The organism is Micromonospora zhanjiangensis, from assembly GCF_042650605.1.
Lineage (GTDB): Bacteria > Actinomycetota > Actinomycetes > Mycobacteriales > Micromonosporaceae > Micromonospora_J > Micromonospora_J zhanjiangensis.
This window is the reverse complement of the sequence record NZ_JBHSBN010000001.1, coordinates 227,422-250,213: the sequence shown is the minus strand read 5'-3', so window position 1 is coordinate 250,213 and position 22,792 is coordinate 227,422. Positions and strand designations below refer to the sequence as shown.

Sequence of the window (22,792 nt, the reverse complement as noted above, 5' to 3'; positions counted from 1 at the left end):
GCGACTGCGGGGCTCGCAAACCCGGCTCACTCCTCGCGCTCACCAGCGTCCTCTCGAGATCTTGACGGCAAGGTAGACCAGGCCACCGGCGAGCGCGCCGAACCCCGCGACCAGCAGGCTGACGAACCCGATCTCGGTAACCATCCGCACCATCCTATGCTGGCGTTATGGCTCGCACTCTCGTCGTCAAGGCCACGGCCGGAACGGACGCCCCGGAACGCTGCGCCCAGGCGCTCACAGTGGCCGCCACCGCGGCCGCGGCCGGCATCGACGTGTCGCTGTGGCTGACCGGCGAATCCAGCTGGTTGGCCGTGCCCGGGCGGGCCCAGGAGTTCGAGCTGCCGCACTCGGCGCCGCTGGCCGAACTGCTGCACGTGCTGCTCACCGAGGGGCGGGTCACCGTCTGCACCCAGTGCGCCGCCCGGCGGGAGATCACCGAGGCCGACGTGCTGCCCGGGGTACGCATCGCCGGCGCGGCCGTGTTCGTCGAGGAGTCGATGGCCGACGGGGCGCAGGCCCTGGTCTACTGACCGACCCGACCCGACCCGACCCGACTCGGCTCGGGTGACCGCACGGGGCCCGGGGGTGTCAGCCGGCCGGGCAGCCCGTCCCGACGGCGACCCGTACCTGGTCACCCGACCGGCGCAGCACGACGCTCAGCGCGCCGCTGCGGTAGGCGTACAGGTCCGGCTCGTCGGTGACGACCACCGCGCCGGCGGGTGCCGCCGGGGCCAGCGGGGACGCCGCCGCGACCTGGCCGGTGGCCCGCGCCGTCCTGGCCACCCCACCGCCCGGACACGGCACCGACACCCGCTCGCCCGGCGTCACCCCGGTGGCGTGCAACGCGGTGAGCGGCCGGGCCGGCTCGGCGTCGATCGGCAGGCCGATCAACGGTTCGGCCTGGCCGGCGAATCCCGCCACCGGCGGCCGGCACCCGGTGCTGGCGGTCAACTCGACGACGCCCGGCGCGGTCACCCCGCCGTGCACGCCGACGAACTCGCCCGCGTCGGCCCGCAGCGTCGGGCCGGAATCCCCACGGCCGGGGTGGGTGCCGGCCCGGTAGCTCGCCGGCAGCCGGTCGGCGATCCCGGTGAGCAGCGCCGACGCGTCGTCGGGCCGGGTGCGGAAGGTCACCACCCGGTCCAGGGCCGTGCCGTAGCGCAGCACGCTGACCCGGCAACCGGTGTCGTACCGCGGGGCGGCGAGTTCCACCAGCGCCTCCGGGCCGGCCGCCGCGACCAGCTCACCGATCGCCCGGTCGGCCACCCGGGCGGCCTGCGCGATGTCCCGCTGTTCCCGGACGGTCGGCGCGCCGTGCCGGACCGAGGCGTAGGCCAGCCCGGCCAGCAACACGGCCCAGACGACCGCCACCGCGACGAGCCAGCCGGCCCGGGACCGGCCGGGTGGACCGCCGTGCCGCGCCGCCCACGGCGCCTGCGTACTCACGCCGCCATCGTGACACGCTGTCCCGCCGACCGGACCGACACCCCGCGGTCGGTGGCCGGCCGGGTCGGCCGGCGGGACGCCCCCCGGCTCGGGCTGGCCGGCCGTCCGACGGTCAGCCGGGACCGACCGGTCCCGGGTCGAGGCGGTAGCCGACGCCGCGCACGGTCCGGATCCACGGGCCGCCGTCGACCGCACGCAGCTTGCGCCGCAGCCGTTTCACCGCCGAGTGCAGGATCGCGGTGTCACCCAGGTACGCACCGCCCCAGACCGACCCGAACAGCCGCTCGTAGGTCCAGACGGCGAGCGGTGAACTGGCCAGTCGAGCCAGTAGTTCCCGTTCCAGCCGGGTCAGCGCCAACGGCTCGTTCCGCCAGGTGACCAGGTGCGCGCCCGGGTCGACGCAGAGGTCACCGACGATCACCCGCGGCGGCGGGCCCGGATCCGGTTCGGGCGACGCGGTCCAGCCGTCGAGGCCCGGCGACCGGGACCCGGGTCGGGCCGTCGCCAGCTCGACCGGGAAGAGCATCGCCCGCAACTCGGACAGGTCCGAACACATCACCACGGGACCGAAGTCGTCCAGCCGGCGGACGACACGTTCCCGGACCGACACGTCGGTGGAGACGCACACCACGAGCGGTACGTCGCTACCCGTCACCGAACCCCCCTCGGGAAGCCCAACTCGTGGCCCTCAGCCAACGCCCTTCGATCGACAGAGTCAACAGCGATGTCGCCCTATACGGGTATGAATTCGGGCGGCTGCCCGGATCGAGCCTGATTACTGCCCAGATACTGCCCACCGACACCCATTGATCACCTCCGTTGCGCGCCAGAGCATGACTGCAAGCCGACGCGGGGGGCACTTTCCGTACACATCACGGCTCACCCGCGCGGACAGCACCGGACATCCCGGGGCTGGTGTCGCGCCGGCGTACCGACAGCCGGGGCGCAGACGTGGGGAGGAACGACGATGTCACACCGACCATGGAGCGGACCGGCGAGCCGGTCCAGACTCCGGCGACCACTGGCCGTTCTGGCGGCCCTCATCCTCGGTGTCAGCGCGCAGCCGGTGCTGGCCGGCACCGCGACCGCGGCCGCGCCGAGGGCCACCGTCGACGGCGAACTCGTCAAGCAGTTGGACGTCAAGGGCAGCACCGGTTTCATGGTCTACCTGCGCGAGCGGGCGTCGTTGAGCGGCGCGGCCAAGCTGAAGGGCGCCGACGCCAAGGCCACCGAGGTGCACCGGCAGCTCACCGCCACGGCCGACACCAGCCAGAAGGGCCTGCGCGCCGACCTGGACCAGCGCAAGGCGAGGTACACCCCGTACTGGATCGCCAACGCCATCCGGGTCGAGGGCGACAAGGCCCTGGTCGAGTCGATCGCGGCCCGGCCCGAGGTGGAGCGGATCGAGCCGCTGCGCATTCACCAGTTGGTCAAGCCGCAGCCGGCGCAGTCGACCACCAAGGCCGTCAACGCCGCCGAGTGGGGCCTGACCAACATCGAGGCGCCCCGGGTCTGGACCGAGTTCGGCGACCGCGGTGAGGGCATCGTGGTCGCCAACATCGACAGCGGGGTGGCGTACGACCACCCGGCGCTGGTCGGGAAGTACCGCGGCAACCTGGGCAACGGCACCTTCGACCACAACTACAACTGGTACGACCCGGCGGGTATCTGCCCCGACCCGAAGCCGTGCGACAACAACGACCACGGCACCCACACCATGGGCACGATGGTCGGCGACGACGGCGCCGGCAACCAGATCGGCGTCGCGCCGGGCGCCAGGTGGATCGCCGCCAAGGGCTGCGAGACCAACGGCTGCTCGGACGCCTCGCTGCTGGCCGCCGGCCAGTTCGTGCTCGCGCCGACCGACCTGAACGGGCAGAACCCCCGGCCCGACCTGCACGCCGACGTGGTCAACAACTCCTGGAGCGGCGACGGCGACGACCCGTGGTACCAGCAGACCGTCACCGCCTGGCGGGCCGCCGGGATCTTCCCGGCCTTCGCCAACGGCAACGACGGGCCGGGCTGCGGCACCGCCAACTCCCCCGGCGACTACCCCAACTCGTACGCCGTCGGCGCGTACGACGTGAACAACAACATCGCCAGCTTCTCCAGCCGCGGCGCGTCCGACGTGGACGGCGGCCTGAAGCCGAACATCGCGGCGCCGGGCGCCAACGTCCGGTCCAGCGTCCCGGGCGGCTACGCGGCGTTCAGCGGCACCTCGATGGCCACGCCGCACGTGGCCGGCACGGTCGCGCTGGTCTGGTCCGCCGCGCCGAGCCTCAAGGGTGACGTGACGGCCACCGAGGCACTGCTCGACCGGACCGCCATCGACGTCAACGCCACCACCTGCGGCGGCACGGCCCAGGACAACAACGTGTTCGGCGAGGGCCGGCTCAACGCGTACCAGGCGGTCAACGCCGCACCGCGCGGCCCGGTCGGCCGGATCACCGGCATCGTCACCAAGGCCGGCGGTTCCACCCCGGTCGCCGGCGCGACCGTGAGCACCGACGGACGTTCGGCGACCACCGACGCCAGCGGGCGCTACTCGCTGACCGTCGAGGCCGGCGAGCACGAGGTCACCGCCTCGGCGTACGGCTACGGCAGCCAGACCGCCACCGTCACGGTGCCCGAGGGCGGCGCGGCGACCAAGGACTTCGCCCTGGTGGCGTCGCCGACGGTCGCCGTCTCCGGCAAGGTCACCGACGGTTCGGGGCACGGCTGGCCGCTGTACGCGAAGATCGACATCGCCGGTCGGCCCGGCGGCCCGGTCTTCACCGACCCGATCACCGGCCGGTACTCGTTCACCGTGCCCGGTAACGCCAGCTACAAGCTCACCACCACCGCGAAGTACCCCGGCTACCGGACGGTCAACACCGACGTCACGGTCGCCGGCGCGGCCAAGACCGTCGACATCGCGGTGCCGGTCGACCCGGCCTGCACCGCCGTCGGCTACTCGGCCGGCCTGACCGCCCCGCTGCTGTCGCAGTCCTTCGACGGCACCGGCACGCCGGCCGGCTGGCAGGTGGTCAACCGGACGCCCAGCGGCGGCTGGACCTTCGACGATCCCGGCAAGCGGGGCAACCTGACCGGCGGCTCCGGCGGCTTCGCCATCGTCGACAGCGACAAGCTGGGCAGCGGCAACAGCCAGGACACCGACCTGGTCACGCCGCCGGTCGACCTGACCGGCTCGGGCGCGCCGCTGCTGCGGTTCAACAGCGACTGGCGGGCGGTCGGCATCAGCGACACCGCCGACGTCGACGTCTCGGTCGACGGCGGCACCACCTGGAGCAACGTCTGGCACCAGACCGCCAGCCGGCGTGGCCCGCGGGTCGAGGAGATCCCGCTGGCCCCGGCGGCCGGTGCGGCGAACGCCCTGGTCCGGTTCCACTTCAAGGGCACCTACGCCTGGTGGTGGGAGCTGGACAACGTCCAGGTCGTCAACCGCACCTGCACCCCGGTGCCGGGTGGCCTGGTCGCCGGCTTCACCACCGACAAGAACACCGGTACGCCGCTGACCGGGGTCACCGTCACCAGCGGCGACGCGCCGGCGGACAAGGGTGTCTCGGCCGCCACGCCGGACGACCCGAACATCCCGGACGGGTTCTACTGGCTCTACTCCAGCAAGACCGGGACGCACCCGTTCACCGCGACGAAGGCGCCGTACGGCTCGGTGACCAAGGACGTCACGGTCCCGGCGGACAACACGGTACGGGCCGACTTCGCCCTGGCGGCCGGGCGGCTCACGGTCACCCCGACCACCATCGAGTCGTACCAGCCGTACGGCAGCACCCGCACCACCACGGTGACCGTCAAGAACACCGGCGGCGCACCGGCCCAGGTGGAACTGCTGGAACGGCCCGGCGCCTACCAGATGCTCTCGCTCAAGGGTGCGGCGCTGGCCGAGTACAAGATGAAGGGCCTCAGCACCGCCCGGGACGGGGTCGCGTACGGCGCCGCCGGTGACCCGGCGAAGGCCGCGCCCGCGGCCGACGACGCCTGGACCCGGGTGGCCGACCTGCCGGCCGCCGTGTTCGACAACGCCGCGGCGACGTTGAACGGCAAGGTCTACTCGGTCGGTAGCGGCTCCGGCACCGGCGGGGAGAAGAAGGCGTACGTCTTCGACCCGGCCGACAACTCCTGGACGGCGCTGCCGGACCTGCCCAACGCTCGGTCGAAGCCGTCGGCCGTGGCGGTCAACGGGAAGCTGTACGTCATCGGCGGCTGGGGTTCCGGCGCTCCGCTCGCCTCGGTCGACGTCTTCGATCCGGCGACGGGTAGCTGGAGCACCCTGGCCGGCGTGACCAACCCGGCGCCGGTCGCGGCGGCGGGCACCGCGGTCGCCGGTGGCAAGGTGTACCTGGTGGGCGGCTGCGCCGACACCAGTTGCACGCCGTCCGCCAAGACCGTGGTGTTCGATCCGGCGTCCGGGGCGTTCAGCACCGGCGCCAACTACCCGCACACGGTGTCCTGGGGCGCCTGCGGCGGGATCGGCAACAGTGTCTACTGTGCCGGCGGTTCGGGAGACGACGACTACTCCGACGCGTACTCCTACGACCCGGCCGGCGACAGCTGGTCGGCCCTGCCCAAGATGCCGATCGACCTGTGGGGATCCCAGTACTCCGCCGCGGGCGGCCTGCTGGTGCTCGCCGGCGGGGTGACCGGCGGCTCCACCTCGGTGACCAACCGCACGGTGGCGTACGACCCGGCGGCGGGCGCCTGGAAGAGCCTGCCGAACGCGCAGTTCAGCCGCTACCGCGGCGCCGGGGCGTGCGGGGCGTACAAGATCGGTGGATCGCCGTCGTCGTTCGTGGCCGCCAAGGAGACCGAACGGCTCGGCGGGCTGGAGCAGTGTGACGCGTCGGGCGACGTGCCGTGGCTGTCCACGGCGCCGACCACGTTCACCCTGGCCCCGGGCGCCTCGCAGAAGGTGACCGTCACGTTGACCGCGACCGCCGAGGCGGGGGCGGCGCAGCCGGGCAGCTACCCGGCCGAGTTGGGCATCCGGTCCAACACGCCGTACCCGGTGTCCACGGTGGGCGTGACGATGCACGTCACGCCGCCGGCGAGCTGGGGCAAGATCCAGGGCACCGTGCTCGGCCACAGCTGCTCCGGTGACCGGCTACCGGTACGGGCGACGGTGCGGCTCAACCTGGCCAACTCGACCACCGGTTACACCCTGACCGCGGACGCCCAGGGCAAGTACGCCTTCTGGATCCCGAAGGGCAAGTACCAGGTGATCGTGGCCAAGGACGGCTGGATCCCCGAGGTGAACCAGCAACAGATCCAGGCCGGATTCGTCTCGACGCTCGACTTCGAGCTGGATCCGGTGGTCTCCTGCGACAACCGGGTCGGCGGCATCTGACCCTGAACTGAAGAGGGCCCCCTCTTGTCGTTTCCTGACAGGAGGGGGCCCTCCGCGCGTCCGCCGGCCGTCCGCCGTCCGCCGGTCGCCGGCCGCCGGTCCTGGTCCGCCGGCCAACGGGCCAGGACCGGCGGGTCCGCCGGCACACAGGGAACGCACAGAACGTCACCGGATCCGGCCAGCCGGCCCGCGCAGACTGCCCACATGATCGAGCTGCACGGAGTCAGCAAACGCTTCGGCGACACGCTCGCCGTGGACGACCTCACCTTCCGGGTGCTGCCCGGCCGGGTGACCGGGTTCCTGGGCCCCAACGGCGCCGGCAAGACCACCACGATGCGGATGATCCTCGGGCTGAACCGGCCCACCGCGGGGACCATCTCGGTCGGCGGACGGCGGTACGTCGACCTGCCGGCCCCGCTGCGCGAGGTGGGCGCGCTGCTGGACGCCCGGGCGGTGCACGGTAGCCGCACCGCGTACCACCACCTGCTCTGCCTGGCCCGCAGCAACGGCATCGGGCGGCGCCGGGTCCGCGAGGTGCTCGCCCTGGTCGGCCTGGAGCGGGTCGCCGGCAAGCGGGCCGGCACGTTCTCCCTCGGCATGAGCCAACGGCTCGGCATCGCCGCCGCGCTGCTGGGCGATCCCGGCGTGCTGATGTTCGACGAACCGGTCAACGGGCTGGACCCGGAGGGGGTCCGCTGGCTGCGTGACCTGATCCGGGGCCTGGCCGGGGAGGGCCGTACGGTCCTGATGTCCAGTCATCTGATGAGCGAGATGGCCCTGACCGCCGACCATCTGGTCGTGGTCGGCCGGGGGCGGCTGATCGCGGACGCCACGATGGACGACTTCGTCCGCGCCAACACCGACGAGGCGGTGCTGGTCCGTACCCCCGAGGTCGACCGGCTCACCGGTCACCTGACCGGCAGCGGGGCGGCCGTCCACCGGGAGCCGGACGGCGCGCTGGTGGTCTCCGGGCTGGACGCCACCGCGATCGGCCGGGTCGCCCTGACGCACGGCCTGCCGCTGACCGAACTGACCCCGCGTCGCGCCTCGCTGGAGGACGTGTTCATGGCGCTGACCCGGGACGCCGTCGAGTACGCCAGCAAGCAAGGAGCGACCCGATGAACCTGCTTAGGTCGGAATGGACGAAGCTCTACAGCCTCCGGTCCACGACGTACACGCTGCTGGTGACCGTACTGCTGGCGGTGGGCCTGGGCGCCCTGATCAGCCGGGGCGCCGCGATGCGCTACCCGGACCTCACCGCGGACCAACGGGCGGCGTTCGACCCGACGGCGGTCAGCCTGCAGAGTTTCCTGCTGGCCCAACTCGCGGTGGCCGTACTCGGCGTACTCGTGGTCACGTCGGAGCACGCCACCGGGGTGATCCGGACCAGCCTGGCCGCCGTACCGCGGCGGGGCCGCCTGCTGGCCGCGAAGTCCGCCGTGTTCGTGATGCTGGCGCTGGTCGTCGGCACGGCCGCCGGGTTCGGCTCGTTCCTCGCCGGGCAGGCCGTGCTGGCCGCGTACGGTGCGCCGCACGTCGGGCTCGGCGCGCCGCACGCGCCGCGGGCGGTGCTGGGGTACGGGCTGTACCTCGCCGCGGTGGGGCTGCTCGGCGTGGCGGTCGGGACGCTGGTCCGGGCCACCGCCGGTGCGGTCTTCGCCATGGTGACGGTCGTGCTGCTGGTCCCGGTGTTCGCCCCGGTGCTGCCGGAGACGCTGGCCCGGTGGGTGACCCGGTACTGGCCGCCGACCGCCGGCGGGCAGGTGCTGACCACCCGGCCGCCGGACTCCGCGCACCTGGCCGCGTGGTCCGGGTACGGGGTGCTCTGCGTCGAGGTGGCAGCGGTCCTCGCGGTCGCGTACGCGACGTTGCGGACCCGGGACGTGTGATGCGGGCGCTGCGGGACGTCGCGGCCGGGCTGACCGCCGCGAGCCTGGCGGTCGCGGCGATGGCGGGGCTGGCGGCGCTGGGATTGGTCCTGCTGGGTGCCGACCGGCTCGGTCCGCTGGTGCCGCTCACCGTGGCCGTGCTGGCGCTGGCCCTGGGCGGCACCGTCGCCCTCGCCGGCACGGCCGCCGGCCCGGCGCCCGAGCTCCCCGCCGGACTCGGCGGGCTCGGCCTGCCCGGCGGGTCCGGTGCCGCAGGTGGGCCGGGACCGTCGTTGTCGGCCGTGCTCACCGGCTCGGTGGACGGGCGGCCGCTCGGCGTCGCGGTGTGCGGGGCGGTCGTGCTCGCGGCGGCGGTGCTGCTGCCGCTGCGACGTACCGTGCCGGTCCGCCGGATGGCGCTGCGGGCGGCAACCGTCCTGCTGACCGTACCGGCGCTGGTCGCCCTCGGCAGCCGGTTCGGCCAGGGACGGGTCATGGCCGGTGACCGGGTCTCCCTGCAGTTCCGGGTCGACCCGGCGTCGACGGTGGTCGGCGCACTGGTCGGGACCCTGGTGGTGCTCGTCCTGGCCTGCCTGTCCAGCCGCCGGATCCGACTGCCGGCCCGCCCGACCGACACCGCCGGTCCGCACGGCACCGCCGGTCCGCACGGCACCGCCGGTCCGCACGGCACCGCCCGGGCGGCCGTGGTCCGTGCCGTGCGGTCGACCTGCGCGGTCGTGCCGACGGTGCTCGCGGCGTTGTCGCTCACCGCGATGCTGACCGGCGTCGTCGCGGCCGCGTGGGGCGGTCCGCCGGTCGCCGGGGCGGCCCTGCTGGCCGGGCCGAACCTGGCCCTCGGCGCGCTACCGGCCGGCATCGGCGTCCCGTTCTCCGTCGGTCCGACCGACGGCGCCGCCACGGCGGTGCCCGGCACGCCACTCGGGCCGGCCGGCAGCCGGGGCCGCACGCCACTCGGGCCGGCCGGCAGCCAGGGCCGCACGCCACTCGGGCCGGCCGGACGGTCCGGCGGCGCACTGTCGTACCCCTCGGGGATCGGCCGGGTGACGGACGCGGCACGCGGCCGGACCGCCCGGCTGTCGTCGGCGGCGCTCGCCCTGCTGTTCCTGGCCGCCTGCGCGATCCCGATCGCCCGACGGTCGGCCGGTTCGGACGGCGGTCGGCCGGGTCGGGTGGTCCGCCCCGCGGTACGGCTGGCCGTGGCGATGGCGGTGACGATGCCGCTGCTCACGATGCTGGCGACGGTGACGGTACGGCTCGACGTCGCGGCCTGGTTCTTCCGGCTGGGCGGCCTCACCCTGGGGGTACGCGGCGATCCGCTGTCGGCCGCCGGTCTCGGCGCGCTGGCCGGGCTGGTCGCCGGCACCGCCGCCGGCGCGCTGGGACTGCTGGTACGGCCGTCCGGTCGCTACCGTGTCCCCGAGGGGAGGTGGCCGGGTGCAGCGACTCCTGGTGGTGGATGACGAGCCCACCGTCCGTGAGCTGCTGTCGGACACCCTCCGGTTCGCCGGTTTCCAGGTCTCCTCGGCCGGGACCGGCGCCGAGGCGGTGGCCGCCGCCCGCCGCGAGCCGCCCGACCTGGTGCTGTTGGACGTGATGTTGCCGGACATCGACGGCTTCGAGGTGGTCCGTCGGCTCCGGGCCGGGCCCCGACCCGGCACGCTGGTGCCGGTGCTCTTCCTCACCGCCCGGGACACCGCCCAGGACAAGATCGCGGGACTGTCCGCGGGCGGCGACGACTACGTCACCAAGCCGTTCAACCTGGAGGAGCTGCTGCTGCGGATCCGGGCCATTCTGCGCCGCACCGGCGGTACGGCGGACCTCCTGGTCGCCGGCGATCTCGAACTGGACCCCGACGGCCACCAGGTACGGCGTGCCGGGCGACCGGTCCGGCTCTCGCCCACCGAGTTCCGGTTGCTGCGCTACCTGCTGCGCAACGCCGGGCGGGTGGTGTCCAAGGCACAGATCCTGGCGGACGTCTGGCGGTACGACTTCGGCGGGGACACCAGCATCGTCGACACCTACATCAGTTACCTGCGCCGCAAGGTGGACAACACCGAACCCCGGCTGATCCACACCGTGCACGGCGTGGGCTATGTGCTCCGGCGGCCGCGCCCGTGAGGCGTACTCGGCTCCAGAGCGCCGGCCGGCCGGGATGGTGGCGGCTGTCGCTGCGGGCCCGGCTGCTGTCGATCAGCATGGCGCTGCTGCTGACCGGCCTGACCATCAGCGGCGCGGTGGTGCTCACCACGCTGCGCGGGCACCTCGTCGACCGGGTCGACACCCAGTTGCGGCCGTTCGCGACGCTGTTGTCCCGGCTGCCGCCGGCCGTCTTCGCGAACCGCGCCGGCGGCGCCCAGTCCACCGGCCTCGGCCGGGGTCTGGACCTGATCAGCGCGACCTACGTGGCGTTCCTGGCCCCGGACGGCACGGTCGAACAGGCCGTCCGGCTGCCCCGCGACGTCGGGACCCCCGAGCCCGCACTGCCCCGGCTGGACGCCGCCGCGACCGCGACCCGGCACGGCGGCGTCTTCGAGGTGTCGGATCGCGCGGGTGGCGACCGGTGGCGGGTGCTCGCGCTGCCCCGCGAGTCGGGCGGCGGAAGCGTGGTGGTGGCCGCCTCGCTCGCCGAGGTGGACCGGATCACCGAGCGGACCGCGCTGACCCTGCTGGCCACCGGCGGATCGCTGGTGGGCCTGCTGACGGTCGCCGGCTGGTTCGCGGTCCGCGCCGGGTTGCGCCCGTTGCGCCGCATCGAACACACCGCCGCCGCCATCGCGGGCGGTGACCTGACCAACCGGGTGCCGCCGGGGGCCGGCGAACGGACCGAGATCGGCCGACTCTCGGCCGCCCTGAACGGCATGCTGGCCCAGTTGGAGCGGGCCTTCGCCGCCCGCGCCGAGTCCGAGGCCCGGATGCGGCGGTTCGTCGCCGACGTGAGCCACGAACTGCGTACGCCGTTGTTCGGCATCCGGGGGTTCACCGAGCTGTACCGGATGGGTGGGCTGCCGACCCGGCAGGACGTCGACCGGACGATGGCCCGGATCGAGAGTGAGTCCGGTCGGCTGGCCCGGCTGGCCGAGGACCTGCTACTGCTGGCCCGGCTGGACGAGAGCGCGCGACCGGAACTCAGCCCGATGGACCTGCGTACCCTGGCCGTGGACGCCCGGCACGACCTGACCGCGCTGGCCCCCGAGCGCCCGGTGATCCTCACCGGTCCGGGCGGACAGGGTCACCCGGGTGACGCGCCGGTGGCCGGCGACGAGGCCCGGCTGCGGCAGGTGGTCGGCAACCTGGTGGGCAACGCCGTGGCACACACCCCGACCGGTACGCCGGTGCGGATCGGCGTCGGCACCATCGGTGACTCGGCGATCCTGGAGGTCGCCGACGCCGGACCCGGCATCGCCGCCGAGCACGCGGAACGGATCTTCGAGCGTTTCTTCCGCGTCGACGCCTCCCGCAACCGGTCGACCGGCGGTGGCGCGGGCCTCGGCCTGGCGATCGCCCGCTCCCTGGTAGCCGCCCACGGCGGCCGCCTGGACCTGCTCACCGGTACGGCCCCCGGAACGACCTTCCGCATCACCCTGCCCGCCACACCCCAGTTCACGAGGCAGCAGAATCCCTGACTTTGCTGCTTCGTAGTGCGGGTGAGACAGCAAGGTCCCCGACATTGCCGAATCACGCGATCATGGCAGCCGGAACGCGACACGGCCGCGGTGCGCTGGGGAGGAGGCGCGCCGCGGCCGTGTGCTGGTGCTTGGTGGGTGGGTCAGGCGACGGTGACGCCGACCTCGTTGATGCCGCGGCCGGCGGTGACGGCGAGGTCGCCGTTGCCGTGCCGGGACAGCGCCCGCAGCGTCCAGGTGCCCGGTGCGGCGAAGAACCGGAACTGGCCCTCCGGCGAGGTGACCACCTCGGCGGTGAACTCGCCGGTCGAGTCGAGCAGCCGGACGTAGGCGCCGGCCACCGTCTCACCGCTGTCCGCGCGGACCACGCCGGTGATGACGGTTTCCTTCTCCAGGTCGAGACTCGCGGGCAGCGGGGCGGCCTGGTCGGGCGCCGCGCAGCCGGTGGTGGACGTGGGTGCGGTCATCTCATGCCTCCCCGGGTTCGTCGCCGAGCGCCACCGGTACGCCGACCAGCGAGCCGTACTCGGTCCAGGAGCCGTCGTAGTTCTTCACCTGGCGGTGGCCGAGCAGTTCGTGCAGCACGAACCAGGTGTGCGAGGAGCGCTCGCCGATCCGGCAGTAGGCGATCGTCTCCTTGCCGTCGTCGAGACCGGCGGCGGCGTAGAGGGAGCGCAGATCGTCGTCGGACTTGAAGGTGCCGTCCTCGTTGGCCGCCTTGGACCACGGGACGCTGATCGCGGTCGGGATGTGTCCGGCCCGCTGGGCCTGCTCCTGCGTCAGGTGGGCGGGGGCGAGCAGCCGGCCGGCGTACTCGTCCGGGGACCGCACGTCGACCAGGTTCTTCACCCCGATCGCGGCGACCGTCTCGTCGCGGAACGCCCGGATGGACAGGTCGGGCTCCTGCGCGACGTACTGGGTGACGGGCCGGGAGACCGGGTCGGCGACCAGCGGCCGGGCGTCCAGTTCCCACTTCTTGCGGCCGCCGTCGAGGAGCTTGACGTCGCGGTGCCCGTAGAGCTTGAAGTACCAGTACGCGTACGCGGCGAACCAGTTGTTGTTGCCGCCGTAGAGGACGACGGTGTCGTCGTTGCCGATGCCGCGGGACGACAGCAGCTCCTCGAACTGGGTCTTGTTGACGAAGTCCCGGCGGACCGGGTCCTGCAGGTCGGTGCGCCAGTCGAGCTTGACGGCGCCGGCGATGTGGCCGCGGTCGTACGCGGCGGTGTCCTCGTCGACCTCGACGAAGACGACGCCCGGGGTGTCGAGGTTCTTCTCGGCCCAGTCGGCCGATACGAGTGCGGTGTCGCGACTCATCGAATTACTCCTTGGTTCCGATGATCGGTGGATGAGTCAGCGCGTGAAGATCGAGATTCTGGTACGGCAACACGCGCGGACCCGGGGGAGGTGGGAATTCGGGGTTCGTTGCGACGGCGCCGCTGCCGGGCGATGAGGGGGGTACCGAGGAACGCGTGATGTCCCGTGCCGGTCGGCCGCGCTAGGCAGCCGGATGCGGTCCCGCCGTCAGATGACGGGGCGACACAGGCAGGTGGCCACGCGGCACAGGTCGACCGCGCGCCGTTTGGTGAGGTGCGTCCCCATGCCACGGAGCCTACCAGCGGTTTTCCGTACCGCTATAGCGCAGACCACAATCCGGGAGCCCGGCGGAGGTTTCCCACCGGGCTCCGGGAACCGCGTCGCGCTCTCAGCCGGCGGACGACCGCAGCGGTACGTTCTGCGCCGCGGCGGTGACCGCGAGTCCCTCCGGCAGCGGACGGACCTCCTGCACCTTCAGCCCGAACGGCAGCGGCGGCAACGGAACGTTGATCGAGAGCTGCTTGGCGTACGTGCTGATCGCGCCCTGGACCAGCGGGATGTTGGGCAGGCCGTCGGCGGTCAACCGCTCGAACTTGATCACCACCTGGCCCTTCTGCACCGCCAGGTTGGCGGTGCCGTGCACGGTCATCTCACCGACGACGGGCAGTTGCACCGGCCCGGTGACGGTGAGCTTGCCGTCCTGCCCGGCGAGCTTGATCCCCTTGCGGTCGATCAGCTTGGTCACGCTGTCGTAGGTGATGGTGCCGGTGCCCTTGACCGATTCGGCGACCACCTCGCCCTGCCCGGTCCGCAGCGTGTCCATCGACGCCTTGACGTTGCGCGCGTCGATGTCCAGCTTGGGCAGGCTGACCGCCTTGCCCTCGACGTTCCCGCTCAGGTCGGTGAGCACGATCGAGATCGCCTCGTAGCGTCCGTTCACCACCTGGGTGAGGAACGGGAAGCCGCCCACCTTGACGTCCGGGCCGGACGCCTGCACCTGCTGCTTGGCGACCTCCTGGCGGACCTGGTCGGCGATGGCCCGCTCGGCGAACCCGACGGCCAACCGGTCGGCCACCACGAGCAGGCCACCCAGCACGAGGATCAGGACGACGAATCCGATCAGTACCCGCCGGCCACCTCGCCGTCGGGGTCGCCCCTCGTACTCCTGATAGCTGTCGGCCACGCCGCCTCCTGTCTCGCTGTCCGGGGTCGCCGCGCGGGGCGCCTCCCGCTGTCTCGCCGCGCCGGTCGGCGCACCGCTGAATACCCGGGCGGGCGCCGATCCAATCGAAGGGCCGGCACCGCCGCCGGGACTGTCGGGGAATCAGAGAAAGAAGACCGCCATCGCGTACGCCGCCGGGGCGGCCAGCGCGAACCCGCCGAGCGGGCCCTGCATGTGCCGGGCCACCCAGAGGGTGGGCGACTCGCCGGCCATCTGCCGGCCCGCCTCGGCGTACCCGACGCCGAGGTCGACCAGAACCGCGGACGCCGCGGCCAGCAGGCCGATCAACGCCCCGCTGACCGGGGTGAAGGCGACCAGATAGCTGCCGGCCACGGCGCTGGCCAGGGTGCCCAGCATGGCCCCGAGCACCACCCCGGCGGCTCCCCGCGGCACCTGCGGCGCCAGCCGCGGCCAGGGCAGCACGGCATCGGTCAGCCGGGCGACGGCCAGGGCGACCGCGGTCGCGGTCAGGCAGACCGAGATCGCCTGGGTGCCGGCGGGCAGCCGGGTCAGCACGAGCAGGGTGCCGAGGGCCACCACACCCGCCACGATCTGCACGGTGGCGCCCAGTGACTCGGTCACCCGGCTCCGGTCGGCCGGCCGGACGAGTTGGCCGAGCACCCCGACCACCAGCGCACCCACCGCGACGTAGAGCAGCGGGGCGAGGCCGGCGGTCTTCGGTACGACGGCGGCGGCGTCGGCGCCGACCGCCGCCACGACGCTGATCCCGGCGATCAGCAGCAACGCCGGTGGCCGCATGGCCATGGTCCAGGCCAGGACGTAGAGCAGTTGCACGCCGAGCACCACCGCCGCGAACGGCAGTCGGCTGTCCGGGCCGGACGTCTGCGCGCCGAGCACCAACCCGATCCCGAGCAGCGCGGCGAACCCGGCGACCGCGACCGACAGCAGCCGGCGGATCGGGACCGGTTCGATCTCCTCGTCCGGCTCGTCGTCGTCCGCCGGCGCGTCGGCGGCGCGGGACTCGGGCGCGCCCTCCCCCCGCCGGGCCCGCCCGGTGCCGCGCCGTTTCCGGGGCGTCCGGTCGCCGCCGCCCAGGTCCGGGTCCGCGGTCGAGTCACGGGATCCCGGCCCGGGCGGTGGGCCGTCGTGGTCGTCGTCGGTCCACGGGTCGCGGCCGGTCTCGGATGACTTCGAGGGGAACACGCCCTGATCGTGCCAGACCCACGGGGTTACACGTCGGTCACCGTTTCGGCGAAGTAAAAACCTGGCCGGCCAGTCCGGCAATAGGTCGGTAATCGGACGGAACATCGACGGCGGGACACTGAGCATCCGCTACGCTCAGGCCTTAACCCGCCCGTCAGCGACGCCGGGACCGACGCCAGTCTCCAGCGACCTCCCGGACGTCATCCGGTCGACGTCGCTGATCACCGCGCGGCCCAGGCCGCCGGGACGGAGGTGATTGCGTGGAGATCCTGCTGCTGGTCACCGCGCGCGCCGGCGAGCCATCCGCCGTGCTGCCCGCGCTGGACCTGCTCCCCCACTCGGTTCGCACCGCGCCCCGGGACGTCCGCACCCTGGTCGCCGGGCCGAGCCCGGACGCCGTGCTGGTGGACGCCCGCACCGAACTCAGCGATGCCCGCGCCACCTGCCGGATGCTGCACGCCACCGGCCTCGGGGTGCCGCTGGTCGCGGTGGTGACCGAGGCCGGCCTGATCGCCCTGAACGCGGACTGGGGCGTGGACGACGTGATCCTGGCCAGCGCCGGCCCGGCCGAGGTGGAGGCCCGGCTGCGGTTGGCCGTCGGCCGTCTGACCAGCGCCACCGCCGGGGCGCACGGGCTGATCCGGGCCGGCGAGCTGGCCATCGACCCGGACACCTACGCGGCCAAGCTCAAGGGGCGCCCGCTCGACCTGACGTACAAGGAGTTCGAGCTGCTGAAGTTCCTCGCCCAGCACCCGGGCCGGGTGTTCACCCGCGACCAGCTGCTCCGGGAGGTCTGGGGGTACGACTACTTCGGCGGCACCCGGACCGTGGACGTGCACGTCCGGCGGCTGCGGGCCAAGCTCGGCTCGGAGTACGAGTCGATGATCGGCACCGTCCGCCAGGTCGGGTACAAGTTCGTCGTACCGCCGTCGCGGTCGATGAGCGAGCAGCCGGAGCCGGCACCGCTGCCGGTCTGACTGTCACCCGCTATGCCCCATTCCCGTGACTAATCCCGAGAAAAGCCCATTTTTCGGCTTGATATCCGTAGGGTCGATGACGGATCTGCCGCGAGAAGGGCACTGGGATGTCGCTTTACCAGGGAGGCAACTACCGGCCCGGTAACTACCGGAACCGCTGGGGATCCCTCCGGCTGACCCCGGGAGCCCGGAACACCCTGCTGGTCGTGCTGATAGCCGGTTCGACGCTGTTCACCGCGTACGCGGTGGGTCGGACGCTGGGCACCTCCGGCGGCGTACCGTCCGGCACGCCGGTCGCCGCCCGATCGGACGCCGATCGGGCCGGACCCGCGCGTACCTCCCCGGCGCCGGCCAGGCCCACCCCGCAGGCCCCCGACCGGTACGCCGAGCCGCAGCTCCCGCCGGAGCGGGGCGGCCCGTTCGGCAGCCGGATCAGCACCGGATCCGACCGGGTGGCGCTCACCTTCGACGACGGGCCGAGCCCCGAGTACACCCCGCAGATCCTCGCCGTGCTGCGGCAGTACGGCGTCAAGGCCACCTTCTGCATAATCGGCCGGAACGCGCGCGACTACCCCGAGCTGGTCCGGCAGGTCGTCGCCGAGGGGCACACCCTGTGCAACCACAGCTGGTCGCACGACGTGACCCTCGGCTCCCGGACGGCGGCGGCGATCCGCGCCGACCTGACCGCCACCGACGAGGCGATCCACGCCGCCGCGCCCGACGCGACCATCCGGTACTTCCGCCAGCCGGGCGGGGCCTGGACGCCGGTCGTGGTCGACGTCGCCCGACAGCTCGGGATGACCTCACTGGCCTGGTCGGTCGACCCGCGGGACTGGACCCGGCCGGGCGTGGCGGCCATCGTGTCCGCCGTCCTGGACCCGGTCGACGCCGGTTCGATCGTGCTCATGCACGACGGCGGCGGCAACCGGCAGGGCAGCGTCGACGCGCTGCGGGTGATCCTGGCCAGCCTCACCCAGCGGTTCCAACTGGAGTCGCTGCCCACCGGTCTCGCCGCGGCCGCGTACCAGCGGGCGCCGGTGGCGAACGCGGGCCCGCGCTGAGCGGACCGCCCCGGCGCGCCCCCGTCCGATATACGGTGAGACGGTGATCAACGAAGCATCCTCGGAGAGGCCGCGGACCGCCAGCAGTCGACGGCTGGATCCGGACGAGGTGCCGGAGGTGATCGCGTTGAGCCGCGCGGCCGGCGTAGCCGACGGGGCCGACCCGCTCTCCGAGAGCGTGCTGCTGCGGCTGAGTCCGGGCGGGCCGGAGCCCGCCGTACACCTGCTGGCCCGCGGTCCGCGCGGCACGCTGACGGGTTACGCCCACCTGACGCCGGAGCCGGACGGGACGGTGGCCGAGCTGGTGGTGCATCCGGCCCACCGGCGGCGCGGCGTCGGCCGGGCGCTGCTGACCGCCGCGCTGGACGCGACCAGGGAACGGCCGGTGGCGTACGGCACGGGGGCCGACCCGGCGACCGACCGCGGGCTGCGGGTATGGGCCCACGGTGACCACCCGTCGGCGGCGGCGCTCGCGCTCGACCTGGGCTTCGACCGGGTCCGGGTGCTCTGGCAGCTGCGCCGGCCGCTGGCCGGCCCGCTGGCCGAACCCCGACTGCCGGCCGGCGTGTCGATCCGGCCGTTCCGGCCGGGTCACGACGAGGACGCCTGGCTCGCGGTCAACCGGCGGGCCTTCGCCGAGCACCCCGAGCAGGGCCGCTGGACGGCCGAGGATCTGAGGGTACGGATGGCCGAGCCGTGGTTCGACCCGGCCGGATTCCTGCTCGCGGTCCAGGACGCCGACGACCGCCTGCTCGGCTTCCACTGGACCAAGGTGCACGGCGGACCGGCCGCCGCCGGACCGGACGGGATCGCGCCGGCCGGAGCGGCCGACGTCGCCGGCTCCGGTTACCGCGGCGAGCCCGTCGGCGAGGTGTACGTGCTCGGCGTCGACCCGACCACGCACGGCACCGGCCTGGGCAAGGCGTTGACCCTGGCCGGCCTGCGCCACCTGCGCGACCGGGGCCTGAACCGGGCGATGCTGTACGTCGACGACGACAACGCGGCGGCGATGGCGCTCTACCACCGGCTCGGCTTCGGCCGATGGACGGCCCACGTCACCTACCGACGTACCGCGTAGCCGAGATCGGGCCGAAGCCCGGGTCCGCGGTGACCGGGTCGGGTCGTCGGGATCACGGCCCGATGTACGGCGGATCACGGGCCGATAACTGGCTGTCGTATTAAGTACGGACGTGTCACGACGTCAGCCTCGGAGTTCACTTTCCGGCCAACCCGCCCTCAGCTGACGGCGGCCTGGCCGGCAACACCTGTTCACCCCCCGTTCACCCACGCCCGGCAAGCCGTCCACCTGGCCCTCCTAACTTGCGTACTGGCTGGTTGACCGCCGGCCGCGCGGACGACCTCCGCGACGCAACGTTCATGAAGGGAAACCCCTCGGTGAAGCTCCAGCGGCACGGCGCCATCGCCTGCCTCGCTCTTTCCGCAACGCTCGCACTCGCTGCCTGCGGTTCGGACAACAACGGGCCGAGCAGCGGATCGTCGGCGGGCTCCACCGCCGCGGCCGACTGTGCCACCGGCACGCTGAACGCGCAGGGCTCTACCGCCCAGAAGAACGCCATGGACGAGTGGCGCAAGGCGTATCAGCAGAAGTGCAACGGCGCGACGATCAACTACGAGGGCACCGGTTCCGGTGCCGGCATCCAGGCACTGATCTCCGGCACGGCGGACTTCGCCGGCTCCGACTCGGCGCTCAAGCCGGAGGAGCAGCCGAAGGCCGACGCCAAGTGCTCCGGCGGCAAGGCCATCCACCTCCCCATGGTCACCGGCCCGATCGCGGTGGCGTACAACCTGGACGGCGTGAAGGGCCTGCAGCTCAAGCCGGCCACCGTCGCCAAGATTTTCGCCGGCAAGATCACCAAGTGGGACGACCCGGCGATCAAGGCCGACAACGCCGACGCCAAGCTGCCGTCCACCGCCATCCAGACCGCGCACCGGTCGGAGGACTCCGGCACCACCGACAACTTCACCAAGTTCCTGTTCAAGACCGCCGAGTCGGACTGGACCTTCGGTAACGCCAAGGGCTGGAAGGCCCCGGGCGGCACCGGCGCCAAGGGCTCGGACGGTGTCACCAGCTTCGTCAAGTCCACCCCCGGCTCCATCACCTACACCGAGTGGTCGTTCGCGGAGAACGCCGGCCTGGGCATCGCCAAGATCGCCAACGGCAACGGCGAGTTCGCCGAGTTGACCGCCGAGAACGCGGGCAAGGCCGTCGCCGGCGCCAAGGTCGAGGGCCAGGGCGACGACCTCAAGCTGTCGATCGACTACAAGACCAAGGAGGCCGGGGCCTACCCGCTGATCCTGGTGACGTACGAGATCGTCTGCGACAAGGGCCTCGCCGCCGACAAGCTCAAGCTGGTCAAGGGCTTCCTCACCTACACGGCCAGCAGCGAGGGCCAGCAGGTCCTGGCCGAACTCGGTTACGCCCCGCTGCCGGAGTCGGTCCGCAGCAAGGTCGCCGAGTCCGTCAAGGGCCTGGCCTGATCCGGTAGTTCCCTCACCATTCCTCACACGGAGCGAGCGAGCAGATGGGTGAATCCCCTCCCCGCTCGGCCGACACCAGGGCCGGCGGACCGGACGTGACCACGAGTCACGCCCGGTCCGCCGGTTCGGCGGTGTCGGTCGACACCGCACCGCCCATGTCCGGTCGGCCGCCCGCCGGCCTCGGTGGCGGCGGGGCCCTGCCCCGGCGCCGGACCTTCGGCACCGAACGCGTCTTCCGGCTGCTCAGCACCGCGGCCGGCGCGACGGTGCTGCTCATCATCCTGGCCATCGCGGTCTTCCTGATCGCCAAGGCGATCCCGGCGCTGCGCGCCAACAAGGCCAACTTCCTCACCTTCGAGGGCTGGTCACCCAACGGCGCCGATCCGCAGTTCGGCATCGGCGCGCTGGCGTTCGGCACCGTGCTCTCGGCGGTCATCGCGCTGATCGTCGCCGTGCCGGTGGCCCTGGGCATCGCGCTCTTCCTCACCCACTACGCGCCGCGCCGGGTGGGCGTCGTCCTGGGCTTCCTGGTCGACCTGCTGGCCGCCGTGCCGAGCGTGGTCTTCGGCCTGTGGGGCCGGGACTACTTCGCCGGCCCGGTACAGGACCTGTCGATCTGGTTGAACCGGTACTTCGGCTGGATCCCGATCTTCGGCGGCGACGGCCCGTTCGGCCGGTCGATCCTGCTCGGCTCGCTGGTTCTGGCGATCATGGTGCTGCCGATCGTCATCTCGCTCTCCCGCGAGGTCTTCCTGCAGACGCCCACCGCCAACGAGGAGGCCGCCCTCGCCCTCGGCGCGACCCGGTGGGAGATGATCCGCACCGCCGTCCTGCCGTACGGGCGGCCGGGCGTCATCGGCGCGGTGATGCTGGGTCTCGGTCGGGCGCTCGGCGAGACCATCGCCCTCGCCATGACGCTCAGCTTCGCCTACGACATCTCGTTCAACATCCTCGCCAACGGCGGCAACTCGATCGCCGCGAACATCGCCGTCAAGTTCGGCGAGGCCGACGACACCGGTCGGGGCGCGCTGATCGCCTCCGGTCTCGTGCTCTTCGCCATCACGCTGCTGGTCAACATCACCGCTCGCGCGATCATCTACCGCCGCCGGGAGTTCACGGAGTCCGCCGCATGAGTACCCTGACCGCTCCCGGCCGCCCGACCGCCCCGGGCCGTCCGACCGACCTGCGGGGCCGCCGGCTACCCCTGCCGGTCCGCCTCGGCCTGGCGGTGGCGGCGCTGGCCGTCGCGGCCGGCATCGTCTACGGCGCCGACCTCGGCGGCCCGGTGCTGGTCGTCGTGCTGGGCGCCCTGCTCTACCTGCTCGGCCTCTACGCGGCCAGCCGGTCGGTGGAGGGCCCCCGGCAGGCTCGCAACCGGGTCTGGAGCGCCCTGATCCACTCGGCCTTCGTGCTGGCCGTGCTGCCGCTGCTGTCGGTGGTGTGGACGCTGGTGAGCAAGGGCATGGACCGGCTCGACGGCAACTTCTTCGGCACCTCGATGAACAACATCGGCGCCCGCGACCCGATGGGCGGCGCCTACCACGCCATCGTCGGCACCCTGGAGCAGGTCGGCATCGCCGCCCTGATCACCGTGCCGCTCGGCATCCTCTGCGCGATCTACGTGGTGGAGTACGGCCGGGGCCGGTTCGCCTTCCTGGTCCGCTTCTTCGTGGACGTGATGACCGGCATCCCGTCCATCGTCGCCGGGCTGTTCGTGCTGGCCTTCTGGGTGCTGATGGTCACGCCGCTGTTCAACGACGGACAGCCCGCGTACTCGGGCTTCGCGGCGTCGCTGGCGCTGAGCGTGCTGATGCTTCCCCTGGTGATCCGCTCGACCGAGGAGATGCTCCGGCTGGTCCCGGCGCCGCTGCGCGAGGGGTCGTACGCGCTCGGCGTGCCGAAGTGGAAGACGATCCTGCGGATCGTCCTGCCGACCGCGCTGCCCGGCATCGTCACCGGCGTGATGCTCTCGATCGCCCGGGCGGCCGGCGAGACCGCACCGGTGCTGCTGGTCGCCGGCGGCACGGCCGCGATCAACTTCGACCCGTTCCAGAACAACCAGGCGTCCCTGTCGCTCTTCGTCTACCAGCAGGCGGGCGACGCGTCCCGGTACGCCCCGGCGCGGGCCTGGACGGCGGCTCTCACCCTGGTCGCCCTCGTACTCGTCCTGACCATCGCGGCGAAGCTGCTCGCCCGTCGCAACCGGCTCGCCCGATGACCACCTCCGGAGGT

General features: G+C 72.9%; 21 protein-coding genes. 13 read left to right on the top strand and 8 right to left on the bottom strand.

Going from position 1 to position 22,792, the window contains the following annotated elements; genetic code table 11:
* Positions 1–39: 39 nt before the first annotated feature.
* Positions 40–144, bottom strand: coding sequence for a small membrane protein MtfM (gene mtfM / locus ACFOX0_RS01140; RefSeq protein WP_304528807.1), 105 nt, complete (start codon positions 142–144; stop codon positions 40–42).
* A gap of 23 nt (positions 145–167) precedes the next feature.
* On the opposite strand from mtfM, the gene ACFOX0_RS01135 reads away from it, so the two are divergent.
* Positions 168–530, top strand: a complete 363-nt coding sequence (locus tag ACFOX0_RS01135; RefSeq protein ID WP_377541476.1) for a DsrE family protein — start codon at positions 168–170, stop codon at positions 528–530.
* Between the two features lie 58 nt (positions 531–588).
* Here ACFOX0_RS01135 and ACFOX0_RS01130 read toward each other — a convergent pair whose 3' ends face one another.
* Together ACFOX0_RS01130 and ACFOX0_RS01125 are read right to left on the bottom strand one after the other, a co-directional pair.
* Positions 589–1,446: a hypothetical protein gene (locus ACFOX0_RS01130; protein WP_377541475.1), complete on the bottom strand. Its 858-nt coding sequence runs from the start codon at positions 1,444–1,446 to the stop codon at positions 589–591.
* Positions 1,447–1,558: 112 nt separating this feature from the next.
* Positions 1,559–2,056, bottom strand: coding sequence for a winged helix-turn-helix domain-containing protein (locus ACFOX0_RS01125; RefSeq protein ID WP_377541859.1), 498 nt, complete (start codon positions 2,054–2,056; stop codon positions 1,559–1,561).
* Between the two features lie 357 nt (positions 2,057–2,413).
* Between ACFOX0_RS01125 and ACFOX0_RS01120 the strand changes: the two genes are divergently transcribed.
* From ACFOX0_RS01120 to ACFOX0_RS01095, 6 genes are all read left to right on the top strand, one after another.
* The gene (locus ACFOX0_RS01120; RefSeq protein ID WP_377541474.1) at positions 2,414–6,808 is read left to right on the top strand and encodes a S8 family serine peptidase; all 4,395 of its coding nucleotides are present in this window, start codon (positions 2,414–2,416) and stop codon (positions 6,806–6,808) included.
* 204 nt (positions 6,809–7,012) lie between these two features.
* Positions 7,013–7,930 (top strand): ABC transporter ATP-binding protein, encoded by a 918-nt coding sequence (locus ACFOX0_RS01115; protein ID WP_377541473.1) that lies wholly within the window; start codon positions 7,013–7,015, stop codon positions 7,928–7,930.
* Positions 7,927–8,697, top strand: a complete 771-nt coding sequence (locus ACFOX0_RS01110; RefSeq protein ID WP_377541472.1) for an ABC transporter permease — start codon at positions 7,927–7,929, stop codon at positions 8,695–8,697. Before ACFOX0_RS01115 ends, ACFOX0_RS01110 begins: the two co-directional genes overlap by 4 nt.
* Positions 8,697–10,157, top strand: a complete 1,461-nt coding sequence (locus ACFOX0_RS01105) for a hypothetical protein (protein ID WP_377541471.1) — start codon at positions 8,697–8,699, stop codon at positions 10,155–10,157. The genes ACFOX0_RS01110 and ACFOX0_RS01105 overlap by 1 nt, the downstream gene beginning before the upstream one ends.
* Positions 10,132–10,815, top strand: coding sequence for a response regulator transcription factor (locus ACFOX0_RS01100; RefSeq protein WP_377541470.1), 684 nt, complete (start codon positions 10,132–10,134; stop codon positions 10,813–10,815). Before ACFOX0_RS01105 ends, ACFOX0_RS01100 begins: the two co-directional genes overlap by 26 nt.
* A complete protein-coding gene (locus ACFOX0_RS01095; RefSeq protein WP_377541469.1) occupies positions 10,812–12,320 on the top strand; it encodes a sensor histidine kinase in 1,509 nt (502 codons plus the stop codon). The genes ACFOX0_RS01100 and ACFOX0_RS01095 overlap by 4 nt, the downstream gene beginning before the upstream one ends.
* Positions 12,321–12,463: 143 nt before the next feature.
* Here ACFOX0_RS01095 and ACFOX0_RS01090 read toward each other — a convergent pair whose 3' ends face one another.
* The 5 genes from ACFOX0_RS01090 to ACFOX0_RS01070 all read right to left on the bottom strand — a co-directional run bounded on the left by ACFOX0_RS01090 (position 12,464) and on the right by ACFOX0_RS01070 (position 16,023).
* The gene (locus tag ACFOX0_RS01090; RefSeq protein ID WP_377541468.1) at positions 12,464–12,787 is read right to left on the bottom strand and encodes a DUF1416 domain-containing protein; all 324 of its coding nucleotides are present in this window, start codon (positions 12,785–12,787) and stop codon (positions 12,464–12,466) included.
* 1 nt (position 12,788) lies between these two features.
* Positions 12,789–13,637 (bottom strand): sulfurtransferase, encoded by an 849-nt coding sequence (locus ACFOX0_RS01085; protein ID WP_377541467.1) that lies wholly within the window; start codon positions 13,635–13,637, stop codon positions 12,789–12,791.
* Between the two features lie 207 nt (positions 13,638–13,844).
* The gene (locus ACFOX0_RS01080; protein ID WP_310503780.1) at positions 13,845–13,922 is read right to left on the bottom strand and encodes an Ms5788A family Cys-rich leader peptide; all 78 of its coding nucleotides are present in this window, start codon (positions 13,920–13,922) and stop codon (positions 13,845–13,847) included.
* A 103-nt stretch (positions 13,923–14,025) separates the two neighbouring features.
* Positions 14,026–14,820: an LmeA family phospholipid-binding protein gene (locus tag ACFOX0_RS01075; RefSeq protein WP_377541466.1), complete on the bottom strand. Its 795-nt coding sequence runs from the start codon at positions 14,818–14,820 to the stop codon at positions 14,026–14,028.
* 141 nt (positions 14,821–14,961) lie between these two features.
* Positions 14,962–16,023 (bottom strand): hypothetical protein, encoded by a 1,062-nt coding sequence (locus tag ACFOX0_RS01070; RefSeq protein ID WP_377541465.1) that lies wholly within the window; start codon positions 16,021–16,023, stop codon positions 14,962–14,964.
* A 260-nt stretch (positions 16,024–16,283) separates the two neighbouring features.
* On the opposite strand from ACFOX0_RS01070, the gene ACFOX0_RS01065 reads away from it, so the two are divergent.
* The 6 genes from ACFOX0_RS01065 to pstA all read left to right on the top strand — a co-directional run bounded on the left by ACFOX0_RS01065 (position 16,284) and on the right by pstA (position 22,778).
* Positions 16,284–17,000, top strand: a complete 717-nt coding sequence (locus ACFOX0_RS01065) for a winged helix-turn-helix transcriptional regulator (protein WP_377541464.1) — start codon at positions 16,284–16,286, stop codon at positions 16,998–17,000.
* A 107-nt stretch (positions 17,001–17,107) separates the two neighbouring features.
* On the top strand, positions 17,108–18,061 hold the full coding sequence (locus ACFOX0_RS01060; RefSeq protein ID WP_377541463.1) for a polysaccharide deacetylase family protein: 954 nt from the start codon (positions 17,108–17,110) through the stop codon (positions 18,059–18,061).
* Positions 18,062–18,107: 46 nt separating this feature from the next.
* A complete protein-coding gene (mshD, locus tag ACFOX0_RS01055; protein ID WP_377541858.1) occupies positions 18,108–19,139 on the top strand; it encodes a mycothiol synthase in 1,032 nt (343 codons plus the stop codon).
* 317 nt (positions 19,140–19,456) lie between these two features.
* Positions 19,457–20,560: a phosphate ABC transporter substrate-binding protein PstS gene (pstS, locus tag ACFOX0_RS01050; protein ID WP_377541857.1), complete on the top strand. Its 1,104-nt coding sequence runs from the start codon at positions 19,457–19,459 to the stop codon at positions 20,558–20,560.
* A gap of 44 nt (positions 20,561–20,604) precedes the next feature.
* Positions 20,605–21,693 (top strand): phosphate ABC transporter permease subunit PstC, encoded by a 1,089-nt coding sequence (gene pstC, locus ACFOX0_RS01045; RefSeq protein ID WP_377541462.1) that lies wholly within the window; start codon positions 20,605–20,607, stop codon positions 21,691–21,693.
* A complete protein-coding gene (pstA, locus tag ACFOX0_RS01040; protein ID WP_377541461.1) occupies positions 21,690–22,778 on the top strand; it encodes a phosphate ABC transporter permease PstA in 1,089 nt (362 codons plus the stop codon). The genes pstC and pstA overlap by 4 nt, the downstream gene beginning before the upstream one ends.
* Positions 22,779–22,792: the final 14 nt, after the last annotated feature.

Excerpts from the sequence above, each read along its gene's own strand:
- ACFOX0_RS01085 (WP_377541467.1), bottom strand. The coding sequence starts at position 13,637 with ATGAGTCGCGACACCGCACTCGTATCGGCCGACTGGGCCGAGAAGAAC.
- ACFOX0_RS01105 (WP_377541471.1), top strand. The coding sequence starts at position 8,697 with ATGCGGGCGCTGCGGGACGTCGCGGCCGGGCTGACCGCCGCGAGCCTG.
- ACFOX0_RS01110 (WP_377541472.1), top strand. The coding sequence starts at position 7,927 with ATGAACCTGCTTAGGTCGGAATGGACGAAGCTCTACAGCCTCCGGTCC.
- ACFOX0_RS01120 (WP_377541474.1), top strand. The coding sequence starts at position 2,414 with ATGTCACACCGACCATGGAGCGGACCGGCGAGCCGGTCCAGACTCCGG.
- ACFOX0_RS01080 (WP_310503780.1), bottom strand. The coding sequence starts at position 13,922 with ATGGGGACGCACCTCACCAAACGGCGCGCGGTCGACCTGTGCCGCGTG.
- ACFOX0_RS01135 (WP_377541476.1), top strand. The coding sequence starts at position 168 with ATGGCTCGCACTCTCGTCGTCAAGGCCACGGCCGGAACGGACGCCCCG.
- pstA (WP_377541461.1), top strand. The coding sequence starts at position 21,690 with ATGAGTACCCTGACCGCTCCCGGCCGCCCGACCGCCCCGGGCCGTCCG.
- mtfM (WP_304528807.1), bottom strand. The coding sequence starts at position 144 with ATGGTTACCGAGATCGGGTTCGTCAGCCTGCTGGTCGCGGGGTTCGGC.
- pstC (WP_377541462.1), top strand. The coding sequence starts at position 20,605 with ATGGGTGAATCCCCTCCCCGCTCGGCCGACACCAGGGCCGGCGGACCG.
- ACFOX0_RS01115 (WP_377541473.1), top strand. The coding sequence starts at position 7,013 with ATGATCGAGCTGCACGGAGTCAGCAAACGCTTCGGCGACACGCTCGCC.
- ACFOX0_RS01060 (WP_377541463.1), top strand. The coding sequence starts at position 17,108 with ATGTCGCTTTACCAGGGAGGCAACTACCGGCCCGGTAACTACCGGAAC.
- ACFOX0_RS01090 (WP_377541468.1), bottom strand. The coding sequence starts at position 12,787 with ATGACCGCACCCACGTCCACCACCGGCTGCGCGGCGCCCGACCAGGCC.